The following is a 22,033-nucleotide window of genomic DNA, read 5'->3' as shown; positions in this document are numbered from 1 at the left end:
ATGCCGCGCACCGCTCCGCACTCACCCCCACGGCGGAGCGGTGCGCGGCATGGCTCACGGGCCAGGCCGCGGCTGCTGCACGGACCGGCGGGGGTGACCGGCGCCGCGGTCGGCACCGTCGCCGCGGTCGCGGCGGGCGCGCTGCTCGCGGTGCACCTGACGGCCGGCGCCCAGGACGGCGAACCGGCCGCGGACACCGTCGCGTCGCCGTCCGCCGTCGCCACCGGCGCCGCGGCCACCACGCCGCCGGCCACCACCGCCGCGCCGAGCCCGTCGACCACCAGGCCCCGGCCGGCAACTCCCGCGAGCGGCAGGCCGCCCGCGACCCACGCGCCCGTCAAGGCACCGCCGCCCGCACCGCCGGCGTCCTCCGCCCGCAAGGGAGTGGGGGTGTGGAGCTTCAGCGGGGTGGACTCCGCGCTCGACAAGTCCGGTGCGGGTTGGTATTACACCTGGTCGACCAGCCACAGCGGGGTCAGCGGCCCCGGCTTCGTACCGATGATCTGGGGCGGGGCGAGCGCCGACGCGAGCGCGCTGGCGCAGGCGAAGAAGGCGGGGCCGTATCTGCTGGGCTTCAACGAGCCCGACATGTCGGCCCAGTCGAACATGACCGTGGACCAGGCGCTGTCGCTGTGGCCGAAGCTGGAGTCCGCCGGCAAGGTGCTGGGCAGCCCCGCGGTCGCCTACGGCGGCGATACGGCGGGCGGCTGGCTGGACCGCTTCATGTCGGGGGCGAGGACGAAGGGCTACCGGGTCGACTTCATCGCCCTGCACTGGTACGGCGGCGACTTCACCACCCCCGACGCGGTGGCGCAGCTCAAGTCGTACCTCCAGGCGGTGTACAACCGGTACCACAAGCCGATCTGGCTCACCGAGTTCGCGCTGATCGACTTCTCCCACGGCACCCGTTTCCCGACCGACCAGCAGCAGGCGGCCTTCGTCACGGCGGCGGCCAGGATGCTGGACGGGCTGCCGTATCTGCAGCGGTACGCCTGGTTCGGGCTGGGCGCCGACGACAGCAAGCCGAGCAGCGGCCTCTTCCGCAGCGGCGCGGTGGAGACGCCCGCCGGGCGGGCCTTCGAGGCGGCGCGCTGACACCGCGGGTCAGCCCGCCGTGAAGGTCACGCCGTGCGCGGCGCCCGGGTCGGCGGCGGCGAGCAGCCGCAGGCCCTCGGCGGTGAGCGCCGCCCGGTCGGCGGCGCTCAGCGGGGCGAAGTGCGTGACGGCGACGGCCGCCGCGCCCTTGGCCCGGTCGAACCGCCAGGTCCCGCCGGCGAATCCGTCGACCAGGATGACGCCGCGCACGATGCCGTTGACCGTCATCACCCGGGAGCGGAAGGCCTCCGGCACGATCCGGGTGCGGTCGGCGTGCGACAGCACGAGGTTGTCGAAGTCGCCGACGAAGCGCGCGGTCACCGGCACCGAAGGGTCGGTGAGTACGGCGTCCGGCAGGTCGTACAGCACCCGGCCGTCCTCGGCGGTGCAGGCGCGCAGGTCCATGCCGGCGAAGACGGCCTTCAGGCCGGTCAGGCCGCACCACTTCTGCATGTCGGCGGGAGTGGCAGGGCCGAAGGCCGCCAGGTAGCGGCGGACCAGGTCCGCCGGGTCGGGGGCGGTGAGCGGCTGGCCGAGCCAGTCCTCCAGCAGGCCGTACACCGGCGGCCGGCCCGCGCCCCACACCCCGCGCGGCGGAAGCTGTACCAGCGGCACCCACGAGCGCAGCGCGTTGACCAGCGACGCCGGGTCGGCGCCGGGGAAGCGGGCGGCGAATTCGGTACGCAACTCGGCCGGTGTGCGCGGCTGTTCGCGCAACAGCGCGCGCCCGTGGGCGATCACCGCGGCCGGCTCCGCGCCCGCGGCTCCGCGGGCCCACTGGGAGCCGCGGAAGGCCCGCTCCAGCAGCGGGCCGAGCCAGTGCCGCAACCGCAGCGCGTCCGCCGCCGTCACCAGATGCACGGTGTTGCGCATCAGCACCACCCGGACGGCCCGGCGCTCGGTGAGCAGCCGGCCGAGATCGGCGAAGTCGAAGCCGGCCAGCCGGGTCCACAGCCCGGGGTAAGGGGAGGTGGGCGTCTGCGACTGGAGGCCCAGCAGGTGGGCGACGGCGGCCTCGGCACCCATGTCGGCCCGCTCCAGCAGGAGTTGCCGGTCGAGCAGAGTGCGGTTGAGGGTGCGCAGTGCCAGCGGCTGATTGACCATGGTCCCACCGTAGGGCGCGATGCGGACAGTTCCGGTCCGCAAGGGGAGGGCCGCGGCGGATGTCGCAGCCGGGGCGCGGCAGGCCCGGCGGGGACGACACGAGCCGGTGGTGGCGGATCCAGCGGCAGGGATTCCCGCGCGGCGGCGGGCCGGCGGTGGCCCGGGAGCCGCGCGAGGAGCGCTGAGCCGCGGTCAGGCGGCCGGGGAGCCGAAGCGGCGCACCGGGGGGCTCTGGTCGCGGTGGATCGGGGTGTGGGCGCCGGTCAGCGGCGCGCCGGTGCCGCCGTTGCGGTGCGCGACGATCTCGGCGGCGATGGACAGCGCCGTCTCCTCCGGGGTGCGGGCGCCCAGGTCGAGCCCGATCGGGGAGTGCAGGCGGGCCAGGTCGAGTTCGGTCAGGCCGACGTCGCGCAGCCGGCCCAGCCGGTCCAGATGGGTGCGCCGGGAGCCCATGGCGCCGACGTAGGCCAGCGGCATCCGCAGCGCCCGCTCCAGCAGCGGGACGTCGAACTTCGCGTCATGGGTCAGGACGCACACCACCGTACGGGCGTCGAGCCGCCCGGCGTCCGCCTCGGCGTCGAGGTAGCGGTGCGGCCAGTCGACGACGACCTCGTCGGCCTCGGGGAAGCGGCGCGGGGTGGCGAAGACCGGGCGGGCGTCGCAGAGGGTCACCCGGTAGCCGAGGAAGGCGCCGGTGCGCACCAGGGCCGCGGCGAAGTCGATCGCGCCGAAGACCAGCATCCGCGGCGCCGGCACGCTCGACTCGACCAGCAGCGTCAGCGGTTCGCCGCAGCGGCTGCCGTCGGCGCCGATCCCGGTGCCCGCGGTGCGGCCGGCGGCGAGCAGGGCGCGGGCCTCGGCGGCGGCGGCGGCGTCCCGCACCGGGTCGCCGAGGGTGCCCTCGTGGGACCCGTCGGGCCGTACCAGCAGCGCCCTGCCGAGGAGTTCGGCCGGGCCCGCGGTGATCCGGGCGACCGCCGCCGCCTCACCGGAGGCGGCGGCGGCCAGGGCGGCGGCGATCTCGGGCCGGGCGGCCGGGTCGATCCGCTGGACGAGGATGTCGATCTCGCCGCCGCAGGTCAGGCCGACCGCGAAGGCGTCCGCGTCGGAGTAGCCGAAGTGCTGGAGCACCGGCCGCGCGGCGTCGCCGGCGGCCAGCACCTCCTGGCACAGCTCGTAGACCGCGCCCTCGACGCACCCGCCGGACACGCTGCCGACGGCGGCGCCGTCCGCGTCGACGGCCAGCGCCGCGCCGGGCCGGCGCGGGGCGCTGCCGCCGGTGGCGACCACGGTCGCGACGGCGAACGGCCGGCCCTGGGCGCACCAGCGGTGCAGGTCGTCAGCGATGTCCAGCATGGTGCTCAGCTCCTCGGCTTCCCCGGCGCGGCGGTCACTTGACCCCGAGCCAGCCCTCGATGGGGTGCAGGGCGAAATAGACGGTGAAGACGGCGGCGAGTATCCACATGAAGACCCCGGGCTCGCGCCACTTGCCCTGCGCGGCCCTGATCGCGGTGTACGACACCACGCCGGCGCCGACTCCCGCCGTGATGGAGTAGGTGAAGGGCATCAGGGCGACGGTCATGAAGACCGGCACCGACACGGCGCGGTCCGACCAGTCGACGTGCCGGGCGTTGCCCATCATCATCGCGCCGATCACCACCAGCGCCGCCGCGGCGACCTGGCCGGGCACGATCTGCGCCAGCGGGGTGAAGAACAGCCCGAGCGCGAACAGCAGCCCGGTCACCACCGACGACAGCCCGGTCCTGGCGCCTTCGCCGACGCCGGTCGCGGACTCGATGAAGACGGTCTGCCCCGACGCCCCCGCGACCCCGCCGATCGCCCCGCCCGCGCCGTCGATGAACAGCGCCTTGGACAGGCCGGGCATCCGGCCGCGGTCGTCGGCGAGTCCGGCCTCGGTGCCGACGCCGATGATGGTGGCCATCGCGTCGAAGAACCCGGCGAGCACCAGGGTGAAGACGATCACCCCGACCGTCATGCCGCCGATCGAGCCCCAGCCGCCGAACTCGACGTGCCCGAAGAGCCCGAAGTCCGGTGCGGACACCGCGCTGCCGCGCAGCTCGGGGGCGTTGCCGCCCCAGGTGGCCGGGCTGAGGTCGCCGACCGCGTTGACGACCACGGCGAGCACCGTGCCGCTGACGATGCCGATCAGGATCGCGCCCGGCACCGCCCTGGCCTGGAGCATGAAGATCAGCAGCAGCGTGACGCAGAACAGCAGCACCGGCCAGCCCGCCAGCCGGCCGTTCGTGCCCAGGGTGACCGGCGCGCTGCCGTGCGGGTCGCCCTTGCCGACGAATCCGGCGTTGACCAGGCCGATCATCGCGATGAAAAGACCGATGCCGATGGTGATGCCGTGCTTGAGCGCCAGCGGTATCGCGTTCATCACGATCTCGCGCAGCCCGGTGACCACCAGCAGCACGATCACCCCGCCGTAGATCACGCACATGCCCATGGCCTGCGGCCAGGTCATGCTGGGCGCCACCTGCGTGGAGATCACCCCGGCGACGCTGAGCCCGGCGGCGAGCGCGAGCGGCACCTTGCCGAAGAAGCCCATCAGCAGCGTGGAGACCGCGGCGGCCAGCGCGGTCGCGGTGATCAGTGCGGCGTGGCCGAGCCGGTGGCCGCCGGCGTCGGGTCCCGACAGCAGCAGCGGGTTGAGCAGCAGGATGTAGCACATCGCCATGAAGGTCGTGAGGCCGCCGCGGACTTCGCGGGGGATCGAGGAGCCTCTTTCCGAGATGTGGAAGTACCGGTCGAGCCAGGATCGTCCGGCGGGCGCCCGCGAGCCGGGGCCCGCGTCGTCCGCAGTGGTGCGCGGCTCCACTGGTGTCTGGGTCATGATGCCAACTCCCAAGGTTCACAGGGGCACCCGGTCCGCCGGGCGCGGACGGGATTTGGGATCTGCGTGGCCTGCACGACCCGGGGGACGGCCCGAGGCGAACTGTTGCCTTGCGCTGACGCGCCTATGCTCCGGTCAGGTGTTCCGGCCTGACCGGGGTCCTGTTCAGCTCCAGCCCTGTCGCCTGCCGGATGGCCGCGAGGACCGCCGGTGTGGACGACAGGGTCGGTGCCTCGCCGACACCGCGCAGCCCGTAGGGGGCGTGCTCGTCGGCGAGTTCGAGCACGTCGACCGGGATGGTCGGCGTGTCGAGGATCGTGGGGATCAGGTAGTCGGTGAAGGACGGGTTGCGCACCAGGGCGGTCCTCGGGTCGACGACGATCTCCTCCATCACCGCGACCCCGAGGCCCTGGGTGGTGCCGCCCTGGATCTGGCCGACCACCGACAGCGGGTTGAGCGCCTTGCCGACGTCCTGGGCGCAGGCCAGTTCGACCACCTTGACCAGGCCCAGTTCGGTGTCCACCTCGACGACCGCGCGATGGGCGGCGAAGCTGTACTGCACATGGCCGTTGCCCTGGCCGGTGCGCAGGTCGAAGGCCTGGGTGGGCCGGTGCCTGAACTCCAGCTCCAGGTCGACCACGTCGTCCTCCAGGACGTCGGCGATGTCGGCCAGCGCCTCACCGGCGTCGGTGACGACCTTGCCGCCTTCGAGCAGCAGTTCCGCGGTGGCCCAGGCGGGGTGGTGGCTGCCGAATCTGCGGCGGCCGAGGTCGAGCACCTTCTCCCGGACGGCCTCGCAGGTGTTCTTGACCGCGCCGCCGGTCATGTACGTCTGCCGGGAGGCGGAGGTGGAGCCGGCCGACCCGACCCGGGTGTCGGCGGGCTGGATGGTGACCTGGGTGACGCCCAGCTCGCTGCGGGCGATCTGCGCGTGCACGGTGACACCGCCCTGGCCGACCTCGGCCATCGCGGTGTGCACGGTCGCGACGGCCTCGCCGTTGATGACCTGTATCCGCACCCGGGCGGTGGAGTAGTCGTCGAAGCCCTCGGAGAAGCCGACGTTCTTGATGCCGACCGCGTAGCCGACGCCCCGCACGACGCCCTCGCCGTGGGTGGTGTTGGACAGGCCGCCGGGCAGTGCGCGGACGTCGGCGCCCTCGGTGGTCTCCCACTGGCGCTCCGGCGGCAGCGGGCGGGCCTTGACCCTGCGCAGCAGCTCGGCGACCGGCGCGGGCGAGTCCACGACCTGTCCCGTGGGCATGATCGCGCCCTGCTCCATGGCGTTGACCCGCCGGAATTCCACCGGGTCCATGCCCAGTTCCGCGGCGACCTTGTCCATCTGGGCCTCGTAGGCGAAGCATGCCTGGACCGCGCCGAAGCCGCGCATCGCCCCGCAGGGCGGGTTGTTGGTGTAGAGGGCCAGCGCCTCGATGTCGACGTCGTCCACCACGTACGGGCCGACCGCGAGCGAGGCGGCGTTGCCGACCACGGCGGGCGAGGCGGAGGCGTAGGCGCCGCCGTCCAGCACGATGCGGCAGCGCAGATGGGTCAGCCTGCCGTCGCGGGTAGCGCCGTGCTCGTACCAGAGCTTCGCCGGGTGGCGGTGGACATGGCCGAAGAAGGACTCGAAGCGGTTGTAGACGATCTTGACCGGTCTGCCGGTGCGCAGCGCCAGCAGACAGCCGTGGATCTGCATCGACAGGTCCTCCCGGCCGCCGAAGGCGCCGCCGACGCCGGACAGCGTCATACGGACCTTCCGCTCGGGCAGGCCGAGCACCGGGGCGATCTGCCGCAGGTCGGAGTGCAGCCACTGGGTCGCCACGTAGAGGTCGACGCCGCCGTCCTCCGCGGGCACCGCGAGCCCGGACTCGGGGCCGAGAAAGGCCTGGTCCTGCATGCCGAAGTCGTAACTGCCGCTGACGACCACATCGGCGCGCGCTGCGGCCCGCGCCGCGTCGCCGCGGACGATCGGCTGGCGGTGGACGATGTTGGGGTGCGGGACATGGCCGATGTGGTGGTCCTCGCGGCCCTCGTGCACCAGGACCGCGTCCCGCGCGGTCGCCGAGGCCTCGTCGGTGATGACGGGCAGCGCCGCGTATTCGACGCGGATCTTGGCGGCGGCCCTGCGGGCGGTCTCCGGGTGGTCGGCGGCGACCAGCGCGACCGGCTCGCCGTGGTGGCGGACCTTGCCGTGCGCGAGCACCGGGGTGTCCTGGATCTCCAGGCCGTAGTGCCTGACCTCGGTGGGCAGGTCGTCGTAGGTCAGCACGGCGTGGACACCGGGGGTGGCCAGCGCCTCGCCGGTGTCGATGGACACGATGGCCGCGTGCGCGACGGTGCTGCGCAGCGTGTGGCCCCACAGCATGTCCTCGTGCCACAGGTCCGAGGAGTACGCGAACTCGCCGGTGACCTTCAGCACGCCGTCGGGACGCAGCGTGGACTCGCCGATGCCGCCTTTGGCGGCGCTGGACTGGGTGAGGCTGGTGGGGGTCCGGGTGATGCCCATCGCGCTCACACCGCCTGTCCGGTACGTGCGGCCGCTAGGCGTACCGCGTCGAGGATCTTCTCGTAGCCGGTACAGCGGCACAGATTGCCGGACAGCGCCTCGCGGATGTCGCCGTCGCTGGGCGACGGACGGCGTTCGAGCAGTTCGTCGGCGGCGACCAGCAGCCCCGGGGTGCAGAAGCCGCACTGGACGGCGCCGGCGTCCACGAACGCCTGCTGGACGACGGAGAGTTCGCCGTCCTCGCCGGCCAGGCCCTCGACGGTGTCGACCCGCCGGTCCTGCACCTGCCCGGCGGCGACCAGGCACGAGCACACCGGCACACCGTCGAGGCGTACCGTGCACGAGCCGCACTCGCCCTGCTCACAGGCGTTCTTGGAGCCCGGCAGCCCCATCCGCTCCCGCAGTACGTACAGCAGGCTCTCGCCCTCCCATACGTCGTCGGCCTCCTGCGGCCGGCCGTTGACGGTGAAGGTCACGCGCATGATGTGGTCCCCTTCCTGCCGCGGTACTGCTCCCATGTCCAGCCCAGCGTCCTGCGGGCCATCACGCCCAGCGCGTGCCGCCGGTAGGAGGCGGTGCCGCGCACGTCGTCGATCGGGTTGGCGGCGCCCGCCGCCAGGACGGCGAACTGCCGTGCCACCGCGGGCGGTACGGGCCTGCCGTTGTCCCACAGGCCGCCCTCCTCCAGCGCCGCGGCAAGGAATTCCTCCGCGGCTTTCGCCCGGATCGGCGTGGGCGCGGCCGAGCCGATCCCGGTGCGGACCGTACGGGTGTCGGGGTGCAGCGCGAGTCCGAAGGCGCACACCGCGATCACCATGGCGTTGCGGGTGCCGACCTTGGAGAATTGCTGCGGCCCGGTCGCCTTCTTCAGATGCACGGCCCTGATCAGCTCGTCGGGCGCCAGCGCGTTGCGCTTGACCCCGGTGTAGAAGTCGTCGATCGGGATCAGCCGGCTGCCGCGCACCGACTCCGCCTCGACCGCGCCGCCGCCCGCGAGCAGCGCGGGATGGGCGTCGCCGGCCGGCGAGGCGGTGCCGAGGTTGCCGCCGACGCCGCCGCGGTTGCGGATCTGCGGGGAGGCCACGGTGTGGCTGGCCAGCGCCAGCCCGGGCAGTTCGGCGCGCAGGCCCGCCATGATCCGCGAGTACGGGACCGAGGCGCCCAGCCGTACGGTGTCGGCGCCGGTCTCCCACTGCTCCAGCTCGCCGATGCGGGTGAGGTCCAGCAGGTGCTGCGGCCTGCGGTGGTCGAAGTTGATCTCGACCATCACGTCGGTGCCGCCCGCGATGGGCACGGCCGAGGGGTGCTCCGCCTTGGCGGCGAGCGCCTCCTGCCATGTGGCGGGGCGCAGGAAATCCATGGGTGTCTCTTCTCGGAATCCGGGAAACGAGCGGGAGTACGACCGGGGCTGTTCATGTCCTGTACACGCTGCGTGAGCCCAGTACACGGCCGGTGGGCCGTTCGGGTGCAGTCACCGAAACCATGAAGGGCTTGGCTGGCCACGGGCCGGGTCTTGTAGATTCCTCTGAAAGAGACCGTCGGGAAACCTCACGGCTTCCCACCGGCCACGTACGACGCCGGCCAGGCGACGAACCGGCGATGCCACGAAGGACAAGGCGACCACGATGCGGCTGCGCGCGCTCCTCGACACCGAAGCTCTCGGCCTGCGGCTGCTGGGCGGCGAAGCGGAGCTGGACCGCACCGTCCGCGGTGTGATGACCACGGACCTGCGGGACCCCAGCCGCTATCTCACCGGCGGCGAACTGGTGCTGACCGGGCTGGCCTGGCGGCGCTCCGCAGTGGACAGCGACGCCTTCGTCCGCCTGCTGGCCGGCGCGGGTGTCGCCGGTCTCGCGGCGGGCGACGCGGAGCTGGGCTCGATCCCGGACGACCTGGTGGAGGCCTGCGCCCGGCACCGGCTGCCGCTGTTCGCGGTGGACGAGCGGGTCGCCTTCGCGACCATCACCGAATACGTCGTCCGGCAGGTCTCCGGCGAACGGGCCGGCGACCTGGCGGCGGTCGTCGAACGCCACCGCCGGCTGATGTCCTCGGGTCCCGCGGGCGGCGGCCCCGGCGCCGTGCTCGACCTGCTCGGCAGCGACCTGGACCTGCGGGCCTGGGTGCTGTCGTCCACCGGCCGGGAGATCGGCGCTGCGGGCCACCCGCTGCCCGCGCCGGTCCGCGCGGAGCTGGCCGGCGCCCAGCAGGCCGCGACCCGCACCGGCCGCCGCGGCCCGCACCGGATCGCGGTGCAGGGGCGTACGTACTCGCTGTTCCCGGTACGCGCGGGCGCCGGCACCGCCGACGTACGCTCGCGGGTGCTGTCCGACTGGTTCCTGGCCGTCGAGGCGGACGCCGGGGAATGGCCGGCAGAACGCCTGGACCTGCTGCGGGGCGTCACCCAGCTGATCGCCGTCGAACGCGACCGGCGGGACGCCGCCCGCGCGGTCAGGCGGCGCCTGGCGGGCGAAGTCTTCGACCTGGTCAGAGGCGGCGCCGCGCCCGCCGAGGTCGGGGCGCGGCTCCGCGCCGCCGCCCCCGTCCTGGTGCCGGGCGCCGGCGGCGACCCGTACTGGCAGATCGTGGTCGCCAAGGTGGACTGGGCCGGCGGCGAGGTACCCGAGGGACCTGTCGCGCAGGCGCTGCTCGAAGAGGTGCTGGCCGACCCGGCCGCGCAGGGGCCCGACGCGGCCGACCGGATCGCCGTCGCGCACGCCGAGGGCAAGGCGATGGCGCTGGTCCCGCTGATCGGCGGCGCCCCCGCCCAGGGCCAGACCGGCGCCGCCCCCGAGCCGCTGCACGCCGAGGCGCTGCTCGGGCTGCTGCGCGGACCGCTGGCCCGCGGCCTCGGCGACGACGGCCGGCTGACGGTGGGCGTCAGCGCCGCCGTTCACTCCCCCGAGGGCCTGCGCGGCGCCCTGGAGGAGGCCAGGCACGCCCGCCGGGTCGCCGCGGCCCGCAACGGCCGGGTGTGCGTGGCGGGCCACGAGGAACTGGCCTCGCACGTCCTGCTGCTGCCCTTCGTGCCCGACGACGTCCGCCGCGCCTTCACCGCCCGGCTGCTGGACCCGCTGCGCGCCTACGACCGCAGGCACCGCTCGGAACTCATCCCGACCCTCGAAGCCTTCCTCGACTGCGACGGCTCCTGGACCCGGTGCGCGAGCCGGCTGCATCTGCATGTCAACACCCTGCGGTACCGGATCTCCAGGATCGAGCAGCTGACCGGCCGTGACCTGGCCCGACTCGAGGACAAGCTGGACTTCTTCCTGGCGCTGCGGATGAGTTAGTGATCCCGTTCACAAGATGTGATCTCCCGCCTCTTGGCGGGAGGCCCCGCCGCATGTTGAACTTCCGCCACCGGCAGGCACGCGGACAACTGCCGGACACATGAACCCGCTACCGGCCCGCCCGATCCGTCCGCACGCCTTCACATCTGCACGGCACGCACTGCTCGCACTGGCTCGACGACGCGCTTGGGGGAGAAGCTGTGGCGGAAACCGCCTTGTCGGAATCTGTGCTCGGAGTACCGGACGTCTGGCGGCTGCGGGCCCGCGGCTGCTGGGCGGAAGCGGCGGCGCTGCTGGCGCCGTACTGCGCCGACGACCCGGGAGCCGCGATGCGTCGGGCGGAGATCCTTGTCGAGGCCTGCTTCTACCACCTCGCCGGCTGGGCCGAGGCAGAGGACGCACTGCGGGTCGCCGAGGCGCTGGCGGGCACCGACGAGCAGCGCGGGGCCGCGGCATCGGAGCGCGGCTACCTCGCCTACGGGGTGACGCTGCACTCCGGGCGTGACCGCGCCGACGAGGCGCGGTCGGCCTTCGGCCGCAGCGCCGCGCTGCTGTCCCCGGGCTCGCCCGGGCGGCCCCTGCTGGACTTCCGGCGCGGGCTCGTCGCCGAGAACATCGCGGAGAATCCCGCGGCGGCCCGGGCGGCGTACCGGCGTGCGCACGCCGGTGCCGTGGCACATGGCGACGCCTTCCTCACGTCCTTCACGTGGCGGCACCTGGCCGGGCTCGCCGCCGCCGACGGCGATCTCGCCGAGGCCAGGCACGGCTTCGCGGAGTCGCTGCGGCTGCGGGTCTCGCTCGGCCACCTCGTGGGCACGGCGCCGGCTCTTCTCGCGCTGGCCGACGTCTCCCCCGACGACGAGGCGGCGCCCCTCCGCGCGGAAGCGGCTCGCCTGACGGCGCTCCTCAGCACATAGCCCCTGCGGGGAGCCTGTGGGGGCCGGTCCTCGCGTTCCACCCCTGCCCGCGCCCCCCTCGTGGCCGGCCCCACCCCCTACGGCGAGCGCCCCTCGCGGTGCGCTCTTGCCTGCGGCTGCGCGGGGGCCTGTCGCGCGGTTCCCGCGCCCCTACGGGGCTCGTCCCTGCCGCAGAGGGCAAGCGAGCTTTTCCAGGGGCGCGGGGAACCGCGCACTCAGCCACGCCGGCGGGAAAGAAGCAACGCCACCGCAAGGGGCACCCCCGCAGGGGCGCGGGGAACTGCGCCACAAGCCAGGACGCACCGTCGTGTGAAGACGGCAGGACCACCCCAGGGGCGCGGGGAACTGCGCGACAAGCCCCCCACGCAGCGCGGGCGGAAAGGCACGGGGCGAGGAGCGGACCGCAGGTCAGGGCGTGGAGGCGAGGTGGTCGCGGAGCAGGTGCTCCGCGGGGGCACCGCCCGCGAGGGCGGTGAGCAGCTCGTCGTGCTGCGCCGCATGCGCAAGGAGGGTGGGCCGCCCACCGAGCACGGGGGGGGGGGGGGGGGGGGGGGGGGGGGGGGGGGGGGGGGGGGGGGGGGGGGGGGGGGGGGGNCCCCCCCCCCCCCCCCCCCCCCCCCCCCCCCCCCCCCCCCCCCCCCCCGCCGGTGCAGATCGTCCGCGACAGCGGCCATGTGGGGATTCCCCGCGAGCCCGAGCACCGCCCGGTGAAACGCCCGGTCGGCCTCCGCGTAACCGGCCCGTTCCCCGGCCGCGGCAGCGGCCACCGTCGCGGCGGCGAGCGGTCGCAGCGCCTCCCACCGCGCCCCCGGCAACGTCCGGGCCAGCGCCAGCACCACGGGGATCTCGACCAGCATCCGCACCTCGGCGATCTGGGCGAGATCGCGCTCGGTGTGGCAGGCCACCCGGAAGCCGCGGTTGGGCAGCACCTCCACCGCGCCCTCCCGGGCGAGCAGCTGCATCGCCTCGCGCACGGGCGTGGCGGAGACCCCGTAGCGCGCGGCGAGCACGGGTGCGGAGTGGACGGAGCCAGGCGGCAGTTCACCGGCGAGCAGCGCGTCCCGCAGCTCGTCGAGCACCTGGTCGCGTACCGAGAGCCGTTCCGGCATCCGGCGCGGGACGGGCAGCGGCGCCCACCCGGCGTGCGCGGTCGCGCCCGGTTCCCTCGGCTGCTGCACCGCTTCATCCTTGTCGGTGGTCGTCCCGGTCCGGGAAGTCACCCGCCCGGCGTACTGAGGTGAGCTTAAACCCAGCCCGTACGCGCTAAGGTAAGGCTTACCTCGCCCGGCGATCCCCGGCCCCGTCTGGACGGTTCCCGCATGCCCGTGACCAGCCCTGCGTACGCCCGCCTCGCGGCCGTCCTCCCCGACCTGCGGGTGACCGAGGGCGAACCGCGGTCCGACCCGGGCTGGATCGGCTCGCAGCAGCTGGCGGCGGGCGGCGCGGTGCTGGACGCGTTCATCGGGTGGGACGCGGAGCAGATCGTCCGCGAGTACGGCAGCCCGCCGCGGCCTGATGTCGCCGCGACGCTCGGCCTGCACCGTTACGCCTGGCCGGCGTGCCTGCTCTTCACGGTGCCGTGGTTCCTGCACCGCAGGGTGCCGCGGCTGCCGGTGGGCGATGTGTCCTTCCACCGCGAGTCCGGCCGGATGACCGTACGCACCCGCTCCTTCGGCTGCCTGCCGGACGACCCGGCCGCCGCGCTGCCCGGCGCCCGCGTCCTGCCCACGGAGGCGGCGCTGCGCGACGAGCTGCGGGCGGCGCTGGCCGAGCATCTGACGCCGGTGCTCGACGCGTTCAGGCCCCGGCTGCGGCGCGGCCCGCGCGCGCTGTGGGGCATGGCGACCGACGAGATCGCCGAAGGCCTGTGGCACATCGGCTGCTTGATGGACCGCGAGGAGCGCGCGGTGGCCGATCTGACGGCGCTGCTCCCGGGCGGCACGGCACCTTACGTCGGCGGCGCACATTTCCGCGGCACCCCGCAGATCCCGGGCATGCCGGGCGCGCAGGAGAGCGACTGCACGCGCGACCGTCTGACATGCTGTCTGTTCTACACCGTCAGCCCGGATGACGCCTGCGGGTCCTGCCCGCGGGGTGCGGAATCGGACCGAAACAGGCGCCGCGCGACGGCCGCCTGACCGGTCACGCTACGATCTCGCACAACTCAGTTGTTCTGGTACGCGAGTTCGAGCAAAACCCCTCCTTGGGGCGGACTTCTGTGCCATAACGTCTGCACTCACCCGCGCTCTTCGCAAAGATGTCGGCCGTAAGCCGTCCCGCGGCTTGAGCGCGACGGAAGCGACACTAGGAAACGCACATGAGAGACATATCGCTGGACTGGGTGCTCTCGGGCATCGTCGGCCTGGTCGTGCTCGCGGCCTGTGCCGTCGTGTTCCGCAGCCGCCGTACGCGCGTCGCAGAAAGCGGCGGCGCACAGGCCGACTCGTGGGAGCGCAGTGAGGAACGCCGCCGCCGCAAGGAGGCGATCTACGGCAGCGCGTCGTACGTGCTGCTCTTCTGCTGCGCCGCCGTGGCCGCCGCGCTGTCCTTCCACGGCCTGGTCGGCTTCGGCCGGGAGAATCTGAATCTGACCGGCGGCTGGGAGTACCTGGTGCCGTTCGGCCTGGACGGGGCGGCCATGTTCTGCTCCGTGCTGGCTGTGCGGGAGGCCAGCCACGGTGACGCGGCGCTCGGCTCACGCATGCTGGTGTGGCTGTTCGCCGGCGCCGCGGCCTGGTTCAACTGGGTGCACGCGCCGCGCGGGGTGGACCACGCGGGCGCGCCGCAGTTCTTCGCGGGGATGTCGCTGTCGGCCGCGGTGCTCTTCGACCGCGCGCTCAAGCAGACCCGCCGGGCGGCGCTGCGCGAGCAGGGCCTGGTGCCGCGTCCGCTGCCGCAGATCCGGATGGTGCGCTGGCTGCGGGCGCCGCGGGAGACCTTCGCGGCCTGGTCGCTGATGCTGCTGGAAGGCGTGCGGACGCTGGACGAGGCGGTCGAGGAGGTCCGCGAGGACAAGCGGCAGCGCGAGCACAATGTGCTGCGGCAGCGCGACCACCAGCGGCTGGAGCGGGCCAAGATCAAGGCGCTGAACCGGCAGAACAGGCCCTGGCCGCGCGGCGGCAGGGGCGGCCGGCAGGTGGAGCTGCCCGCGGCGAGCGCGGCAGGCGGCGGTCAGGCCGCATCGGAGCCTGCCATAGGTGCGGGGGCGAACCACCCGTCCGCGGAACTTCCGGTACGCGCACGGCCCGCCCTCCAGCCGGTACGCGAGGAGACGGCGCAACCCGCAGGCGCCGCGGCCGTCGACCTGACGGCCGAGGACGACACCATGACGCTGCCCCGGCTGGACTCGCTGGAGCGGAAACTGGAGGAGATGGAGCGGCAGTTCGGCTGACCGCCGCTTCCGGTCACAGCCGCGGGGAGCCGCGTACGGGCACAGGTCGCCCGTACGCGGCTCGCTGCGTTCTACCGGGCGTCCGGGCGGCGAATCCCGCCGCCGCGGGCGCGCTCGGCGCCCTGTCTGCGCGGTTCAGGACGCCCTGGGGATGAGTTCGAACCACACGATCTTGCCGGCCCCGCGCGCCTGGATGCCCCAGGTGTCGGCGAGCGCCTCGACGAGCAGCAGCCCGCGGCCCGAGGTGGCGTCGTCGGACGGCCGTATGCCGCCCGGCGGGCGCGGCGGCGGACGCCTGCCGAGCGAGTCGTGCACCTCGACCCGCAGCCGCCGCGCGGGGCCCGGCGAGAGGGTCGCGGTGAGCACCGCTCCGCCGCCGGTGTGCTGGAGCGCGTTGGTGACGATCTCGGTGGCCAGCAGTTCGGCCGTGTCGGCGAGTGCCGCCACACCCCACTGCCGCAGCTGGTCCCGCAGCCGTCTGCGGGTGTCCGCGACGGCGCGCAGATCGGCGCGCCCTACCGCGTACCGTAAGCGATTCCCCGTGGTGTCCGTGACGCTCCCCCGATCTGGTCCGGACCGATGGCTCCTGTGTGTAAGGCATGCCCATCGCCACCTGGTCCAGTCCTATGGAAAAGCCCGGCGACCGCGGCGGCCGTCGCGCGTTGCGGCACGGTGAATGGCCGATTGCCGCGCAGGCGTTGATAGGTCCGATGTATGACGCCTCGAAGCCTTGACACGCCCCTCCCTTGCCGCCACTGTGTGGCGCATTCATCCCCTGTGTTTCTCGGATGTTGCGCCTGTGTCATAAGTCCTGTTGCCTCGGGAGGGACCGCCCGTGAACCGACAGCATTACGCGTTCGGCCGACGCCGAATGATCCGACCATCCGCCGTGGCCGTGACCGCGCTGCTCGCGGCCGGCCTTCTGGTACCCGCCGTCGCGCCGACCGCTTCGGCGGCGACCGCGACCACCGCGTGGCAGAACGGCAGTTACCACGTGGACACCCCCAACGTGGTCCGCCGCTCCGACATCGTGCTGGGCGCGCCCAACAACCAGGCCGCCCAGTCGCTGCCGCTCGGCAACGGCTCGCTCGGGGTCGCCGCCTGGGCCGCCGGCGGCTTCACCGCACAGCTCAACCGCTCCGACACCCTGCCGGGCCGCAAGTCGCCCGGCCAGGTGCAGATTCCGGGCCTGTCCAAGCTCACCGGGGCCGCCGACTTCAAGGGCAGCCTCGACCTCTACACCGGGGTGCTCACCGAGACCGGCGGCGGCATGTCGCTCAAGGCCTGGGTGTCGGCCACCAAGGACGAGCTGATCGTCGACGTGACCGGCGCCGACCCCGACGCGGCGCAGTCCGCCACGGTCAGCCTGTGGTCGGGCCGCAGCCCGCAGGCCGCCGCGTCGGGTTCGATCGGCACCCTCGCCGAGACCTGGGTGGACAACCAGGAGGCCGGCAGTTCGGGCCGCACCTTCGGTTCGCTCGCCGCGCTGTCCGCGGGCGGCCGCAATGTGTCGGCCCAGGTGGTCAACAGCACCCAGGTGAAGGTCAACTTCACGCCGAACACCGACGGCTCCTTCCGGGTGATCACCGGCGCCCCGGTCTGGACCGGCGGCAACGCGGGAACCACCGCCTCGGGGCTGCTCGGCTCCGACGCGACCGCCGCAGAGTCTGCGCTGCTGGGCTCGCAGCAGTCCTGGTGGGCCAACTACTGGGCGAACAGCGGAACTCTTGAGGCCAATTCGGCCGACGGCCAGGCCCAGTACATGGAGACGCTGCGCACCATCTACCTGTTCATGGAGGCCGCCTCGATGCGCGGCACCATCCCGGGCAGCCAGGCGGGCGTCGCCGACATGTTCAACTTCGGCCAGGACCACCAGAACTGGACGCCGTCCGCGACCTGGCTGTGGAATCTGCGCACCCAGATCTCGGCCAACATGTCGTCGGGCAACTTCGCGCTCAACATCCCGATCTTCAATCTCTACCAGAACAACCTGGCCGCCATCGAGACCTGGACCAAGCAGCAGATGAGCGGCCTGCCCGGCGCCTGCGTGCCCGAGGTCATGCGCTTCAACGGCAACGGCGGCGACCCCAACCCCGGTGCGAACGCGGCCTGCAGCCAGCCGGGCAGCCCGAACTGGAACGCGCTGGACATCACATCGGGCGCCGAGATCAGCCTGTACGTGTGGCAGCAGTACCAGGACACCGGCGACCTCAACTTCCTGCGCACGTACTACCCGCTGATGAAGGAGTCCGCGGTCTTCCTGCTCGCCTACCAGAAGGTCGGCTCCGACGGGAAGCTGCACGCGGTCGCCAACGCGCACGAGACGCAGTGGGCGGTGCAGGACCCGACCACCGACCTGGCGGCGGACGCGGCGCTCTTCCCGGTGGTGATCAAGGCGGCCCAGCTGCTGAACACCGGAGACACCTCGCTGATCTCCCAGCTGACCACCGCGCAGGGCCAGATACCGCCGTGGGCCCGCACGGACTACGGCCGCACCCAGGTGCTGGCCCCGTCGGCAGACGCGTCGAACAACGACATCATCGCGTACTCGTACCAGCCGACCGCGCAGATCAGGAACAGCGAGAACATCGACCTCGAACCGGTCTGGCCGTACAACCTGGTCACCGACGACCCGGGGCCGCTCAAGGACCTCGCGGTGCGGTCGTACAACCACCGGGCGGTGACCGGCGGCAACGACTGGAGCATGGACGCGATCGACGCGGCCAGGCTCGGGCTCGCCAGTGAGGTCGCGGCCAAGCTGGTGTCCATCACCCAGGGGCACCAGGTCTACATCAACGGCCTGGCCGACCTCGGCAACACCGTCGGCACCCAGGGCTACATCGAGCAGATCTCCGGCGTCGCCACCGCGCTGAACGAGGCGCTGGTGCAGGACTACGACGGGCTGCTGCGGATCGCGCCCGCCTGGCCGGCCGGCTGGGACGTCAGCGGCACGGTGTCGGTGCAGGGCAACACCAAGGTCGATGTGCAGGTGCAGGGCGGCACCCCGGTCACGGTCGCCATCCAGGCCGGGTCGTCGCAGACCATGCGCGTGCGCAACCCCTGGCCCGGCCAGGCGATCCAGGTCGTCAACGGCTCGTCCGGCGCGGTCGTGGTGTCGTCAACCACCGCGGGCACCATCAACGTCCCGGTCTCCTCAGGGCAGTCCTACCTGGTGGAGCGGACCGCGACGCCGACCTCCTCGCTGCCGTACGCGCAGGTCGGCGGCTCCCCCGCGACCGCGGCCCGGCACCTGGGCAACGTCCAGATCGGACTTGACGGCGGCGGCACCAACCCCGGCAACGGCACGGTGATCTCGCTGCGCGCCCATGCCAACGGCGACTACGTGACGGCGGACAACGCGGGCGCGGCGCCGCTGATCGCCAACCGCACCGCGATCGGCCCGTGGGAGCAGTTCGACGAGATCGACCAGGGCGGCGGCTACATCGCGCTGCGCGCCCACGCCAACAACAAGTACGTCACCGCCGACAACGCCGGCGCCGCGCCCCTGCTGGCCAAGGTCGACTCGGTCGGCACCTGGGAGCAGTTCCAGCTGATCCACAACGGTGACGGCAGCGTCAGCCTCAAGGCGCGGATCAACAACAACTACGTGACCGCCGAGAACGCCGGCGCCGCGGCACTGATCGCCAACCGCGCCTCGATCGGCGCCTGGGAGGAGTTCGACCTGATCACCGGCTGACCGCCACGACCACGCAGTGTGCCGCGCCCGTGAACGACCCTACGGGCGCGGCACATTGCGCAGGTTGGAGCGGGCCATCTGCACCATCCGGCCGACCCCGCCGTCCAGCACCACCTTGCCGACCGACAGCGCGAACCCGCCGACCTGCTCGCCGGTGATCTTCGGCGGGAGGGACAGCGCGTGCGGGTCGGTGACCACGTCCACCAGCGCGGGACCCTTGTGCCGGAAGGCGTCCCTGAGCGCGGCGCGCAGCTCCTTGGGCTTCTCCACCCGCACCCCGTACGCGCCCGCCGCTCGGGCCACCGCCGCGAAATCCGGGTTGTGGTTGGCGGTGCCGTACGCGGGCAGGCCCTCGACCATCATCTCCAGCTCGACCATGCCGAGCGAGGAGTTGTTGAACAACACCACCTTCACCGGCAGGTCGTACTGCACCAGGGTGAGGAAGTCGCCCATCAGCATGGTGAATCCGCCGTCCCCCGACATCGACACCACCTGGCGCCGCCGGTCGAGGAACTGGGCGCCGATCGCCTGCGGCAGCGCGTTGGCCATCGAGCCGTGGGAGAAGGAACCGATCACCCGGCGCCTGCCGTTGGGCGTCAGATAGCGGGCCGCCCACACATTGCACATGCCGGTGTCGACGGTGAAGATCGCGTCGTCCGCGGCCTCCTCGTCCAGCACGGAGGCCACGTACTCCGGATGGATCGGCCGGTGCTTGTCGACCTTGCGGGTGTAGGCCTTGACCACGCCCTCCAGCGCGTCGCTGTGCTTCTTGAGCATCCGGTCCAGGAAGCGCCGGTCGGACTTCTCCCGCACCTTCGGTGTCAGGCAGCGCAACGTCTCGCCGACGTCGCCCCACACCGCGAGGTCCAGCTTCGAGCGGCGGCCCAGGTGTTCCGGCCGCACATCGACCTGGACGATGGTCACGTCGTCGGGCAGGAAGGCGTTGTAGGGGAAGTCGGTGCCCAGCAGGAGCAGCAGGTCGCACTCGTGCATCGCCTCGTACGCGGCCCCGTAGCCCAGCAGCCCGCTCATGCCGACGTCGTAGGGGTTGTCGAACTGGATCCACTCCTTGCCGCGCAGCGCGTGCCCCACCGGCGACTTGATCCGCTCGGCGAAGGCCATCACCTCGTCGTGCGCGCCGGCCGTGCCGCTGCCGCAGAACAGCGTGACCCGGCGGGCGCCGTCCACCAGCCGGGCCAGCGCGTCGATCTCGCTGTCACCGGGGCGGACCGCCGGCCGCCGGGTGACCAGCGCGTGCTCGATGCTGCGCCGCGGCGCCGGGTGCGCGGCGATGTCGCCCGGCAGGCTGATCACCGACACCCCGCCGCGGCCCACCGCGTGCTGGATCGCGGTCTGGAGCACCCTAGGCATCTGGTCGGCGTTGGAGATCAGCTCGCTGTAGTGGCTGCACTCGGTGAACAGCCGGTCGGGGTGCGTCTCCTGGAAGTAGCTGGTGCCGATCTCGCTGCTGGGGATGTGCGAGGCCAGCGCCAGCACCGGGGCCATCGAGCGGTGCGCGTCGAACAGGCCGTTGATCAGATGCAGGTTGCCCGGGCCGCACGACCCGGCGCAGGCGGCGAGCCGCCCGGTCAGCTGGGCCTCGGCGCCCGCCGCGAAGGCCGCGGTCTCCTCGTGCCTGACGTGCACCCATTCGAGCGAGCGGTTACGGCGGACGGCGTCCACCACCGGGTTGAGGCTGTCGCCCACCACCCCGTAGAGCCGCTGCACGCCCGCGCGCACCAGGATGTCGATGAACTGCTCGGCCACGGTCTGCTTCGCCATGTACCCATCTCGCCACGGTCCCCGCGCGGGCGCATCCGCGCGGGGCCGCCGCGGGCGGTGTCAGGCGTCCCAGACGGTCACCGCCGTACGGTCGTCGGCGTACCCCTTGACCCGGGTCTGCGTGTCGGCCAGATACGCCGGCAGGCCCGGCACCCGGCCGCCGCCCCACCGCTCGGCCAGATGGGTGGCGAGCGCCGGCTCGCCGCGCAGCGGCTCCGCGAGGCCCGCGCTGCACATCAGCAGCGCGTCGCCCGGCTGGGCGACGGTCGCCCGGAAGCGGAACGGGACGTCCGCCCCCTGGGGAGCCGGGTCGAGGTCCTGCCAGGCACCCGACCTGATACGGAACAGGCCGCCGTCGCCGACCCCGAAGAACAGCCGGACCGGGCACGCCGGGTCCGCCGGCAGCAGCAGACAGCGCAGCGACGCCGTGTACGTGCCCTCGTCGAGGCCGAGGTCCTCGCCGCGGGCGCGCAGCCGCCCGTAACAGCGGTCGGTCAGCCGGTGCAGCCCCGATTTCAGCGAGCCGCGCCGGGCCGCCCGCAGGTCGCCGGCCAGCCGCTCCCTGCTGCGGCCCACCGCCCCGGCGATCCACTGCACCGCGTCCTGCGCGGCCCGGTGCGCGTCGTCGGCGGCGCGGGCGCCGCTGGCCATCGCGACCATCAGCAGCGCGTCGTCGCCCGTGCCGAAGCGGGCGGTGAGCAAGGCGTCCCTGCGCGGCTGCCCGCGGAAACGCGCGGAATCGCCGCGCACGCTGACCGTACGCACGGTGAGGCCGCCGTACTGCGCCCCGTCGAGCACGGTGTCGGCCACCAATCCGTCGAGCCGGTCAGGATCGGCCTCCGGCCAGGCGGTCGGCTCGGGCGCGTACGTGGGCGGCCCGCCTCCGACCACTTCAGCCGCCGGCTCCCCCTCGGCGGCAGCCGCCACCCACCCGGGCGGCAACTCCGGCGCCCACCGCACGCCGCCTTCCCCGAACACGGTCCGCTGGGCGGGCAACTGCACAGGATTGCGCACAGCGGGCAACTGCGGGTCGGCCGCCTGACCCGCGACCGGCCGGACACCGAGCCCGTCGACCGCCGGCCGCAGCGCCGGCGGCACACGCGGAGTCCGGTCGTCGCCCTGCCCGCCATACGGCCCGACGACACCGCTCGCGCGGTCCGGCGGCTGCTCGGGTTCCCCGGCGGCGGGCTGCCGCCCGGACTCAGCGAAAGGCCACGCGGACGCGGCCGGGACGTCATCAGCTGCGGGCCCCAAAGGCGACGGGGCAACGCCAGCCGGATCGGCCTGCCAGTCGTACGGCTCGCCAGCGTCAGGCGCCTGCTCGACCGGCGGCTGCTCGGGGTCCCCGGCGGCGGGCTGCCGCCCGGACTCAGCGAAAGGCCACGCGGACGCGGCCG

15 protein-coding genes and 1 pseudogene are annotated in these 22,033 nt (G+C 73.4%); 6 read left to right on the top strand and 10 right to left on the bottom strand.

All coding sequences use genetic code 11. The annotated features are described in order from the left end of the window. Positions 1-93 precede the first annotated feature (93 nt). Positions 94-1,095, top strand: a complete 1,002-nt coding sequence (locus tag V7E46_RS28910) for a glycoside hydrolase family protein (protein ID WP_333771192.1) — start codon at positions 94-96, stop codon at positions 1,093-1,095. A 9-nt stretch (positions 1,096-1,104) separates the two neighbouring features. Here the strand turns inward: V7E46_RS28910 and V7E46_RS28905 are convergent, their stop codons facing one another. The 6 genes from V7E46_RS28905 to V7E46_RS28880 all read right to left on the bottom strand — a co-directional run bounded on the left by V7E46_RS28905 (position 1,105) and on the right by V7E46_RS28880 (position 8,922). Then, positions 1,105-2,199, bottom strand: a complete 1,095-nt coding sequence (locus V7E46_RS28905; protein WP_333771191.1) for a winged helix DNA-binding domain-containing protein — start codon at positions 2,197-2,199, stop codon at positions 1,105-1,107. 192 nt (positions 2,200-2,391) lie between these two features. Then, complete coding sequence (locus V7E46_RS28900; RefSeq protein WP_333771190.1) at positions 2,392-3,555, bottom strand: XdhC family protein; 1,164 nt, start codon at positions 3,553-3,555, stop codon at positions 2,392-2,394. Between the two features lie 34 nt (positions 3,556-3,589). Then, on the bottom strand, positions 3,590-5,056 hold the full coding sequence (locus V7E46_RS28895; RefSeq protein WP_333771189.1) for an NCS2 family permease: 1,467 nt from the start codon (positions 5,054-5,056) through the stop codon (positions 3,590-3,592). A 124-nt stretch (positions 5,057-5,180) separates the two neighbouring features. Then, positions 5,181-7,562 carry a xanthine dehydrogenase family protein molybdopterin-binding subunit gene (locus tag V7E46_RS28890; RefSeq protein ID WP_333771188.1) on the bottom strand — a complete coding sequence of 794 codons (2,382 nt, stop codon included), beginning with the start codon at positions 7,560-7,562 and terminating at the stop codon, positions 5,181-5,183. A gap of 5 nt (positions 7,563-7,567) precedes the next feature. Next, on the bottom strand, positions 7,568-8,044 hold the full coding sequence (locus tag V7E46_RS28885) for a (2Fe-2S)-binding protein (protein ID WP_333771187.1): 477 nt from the start codon (positions 8,042-8,044) through the stop codon (positions 7,568-7,570). Next, the gene (locus V7E46_RS28880) at positions 8,035-8,922 is read right to left on the bottom strand and encodes an FAD binding domain-containing protein (protein WP_333771186.1); all 888 of its coding nucleotides are present in this window, start codon (positions 8,920-8,922) and stop codon (positions 8,035-8,037) included. Before V7E46_RS28880 ends, V7E46_RS28885 begins: the two co-directional genes overlap by 10 nt. 265 nt (positions 8,923-9,187) lie before the next feature. On the opposite strand from V7E46_RS28880, the gene V7E46_RS28875 reads away from it, so the two are divergent. Both V7E46_RS28875 and V7E46_RS28870 read left to right on the top strand, forming a co-directional pair. Continuing rightward, positions 9,188-10,849, top strand: coding sequence for a PucR family transcriptional regulator (locus V7E46_RS28875; protein WP_333771184.1), 1,662 nt, complete (start codon positions 9,188-9,190; stop codon positions 10,847-10,849). Between the two features lie 215 nt (positions 10,850-11,064). Next, on the top strand, positions 11,065-11,766 hold the full coding sequence (locus V7E46_RS28870) for a hypothetical protein (RefSeq protein ID WP_333771183.1): 702 nt from the start codon (positions 11,065-11,067) through the stop codon (positions 11,764-11,766). 641 nt (positions 11,767-12,407) lie between these two features. Here the strand turns inward: V7E46_RS28870 and V7E46_RS28865 are convergent. Beyond that, positions 12,408-12,944, bottom strand: a pseudogene (locus tag V7E46_RS28865) (GntR family transcriptional regulator); the annotation flags it as partial. Positions 12,945-13,085: 141 nt separating this feature from the next. On the opposite strand from V7E46_RS28865, the gene V7E46_RS28860 reads away from it, so the two are divergent. Both V7E46_RS28860 and V7E46_RS28855 read left to right on the top strand, forming a co-directional pair. Then, positions 13,086-13,904, top strand: coding sequence for a (2Fe-2S)-binding protein (locus V7E46_RS28860; RefSeq protein WP_333771181.1), 819 nt, complete (start codon positions 13,086-13,088; stop codon positions 13,902-13,904). A 179-nt stretch (positions 13,905-14,083) separates the two neighbouring features. Then, a complete protein-coding gene (locus V7E46_RS28855) occupies positions 14,084-15,157 on the top strand; it encodes a DUF2637 domain-containing protein (protein WP_333771180.1) in 1,074 nt (357 codons plus the stop codon). A 135-nt stretch (positions 15,158-15,292) separates the two neighbouring features. Here V7E46_RS28855 and V7E46_RS28850 read toward each other — a convergent pair whose 3' ends face one another. Further along, entirely contained in the window at positions 15,293-15,661 is a 369-nt protein-coding gene (locus V7E46_RS28850; RefSeq protein ID WP_333771194.1) for an ATP-binding protein, read from the bottom strand. Between the two features lie 367 nt (positions 15,662-16,028). Here V7E46_RS28850 and V7E46_RS28845 point away from each other — a divergent pair, with 367 nt between their 5' ends. Then, entirely contained in the window at positions 16,029-18,854 is a 2,826-nt protein-coding gene (locus V7E46_RS28845) for a fascin domain-containing protein (RefSeq protein WP_333771178.1), read from the top strand. A 39-nt stretch (positions 18,855-18,893) separates the two neighbouring features. Here the strand turns inward: V7E46_RS28845 and V7E46_RS28840 are convergent, their stop codons facing one another. Then, positions 18,894-20,636, bottom strand: a complete 1,743-nt coding sequence (locus V7E46_RS28840) for a pyruvate dehydrogenase (protein ID WP_333771177.1) — start codon at positions 20,634-20,636, stop codon at positions 18,894-18,896. Between the two features lie 60 nt (positions 20,637-20,696). After that, positions 20,697-22,033, bottom strand: a 1,337-nt coding sequence (locus tag V7E46_RS28835; protein ID WP_443054380.1) for a protein phosphatase 2C domain-containing protein, incomplete at its 5' end; no start/stop codon positions are given.

This window comes from Streptomyces sp. IBSBF 2435 (assembly GCF_036815005.1).
GTDB lineage: Bacteria > Actinomycetota > Actinomycetes > Streptomycetales > Streptomycetaceae > Actinacidiphila.
This window is presented reverse-complemented; position numbering and strand designations above follow the sequence as displayed.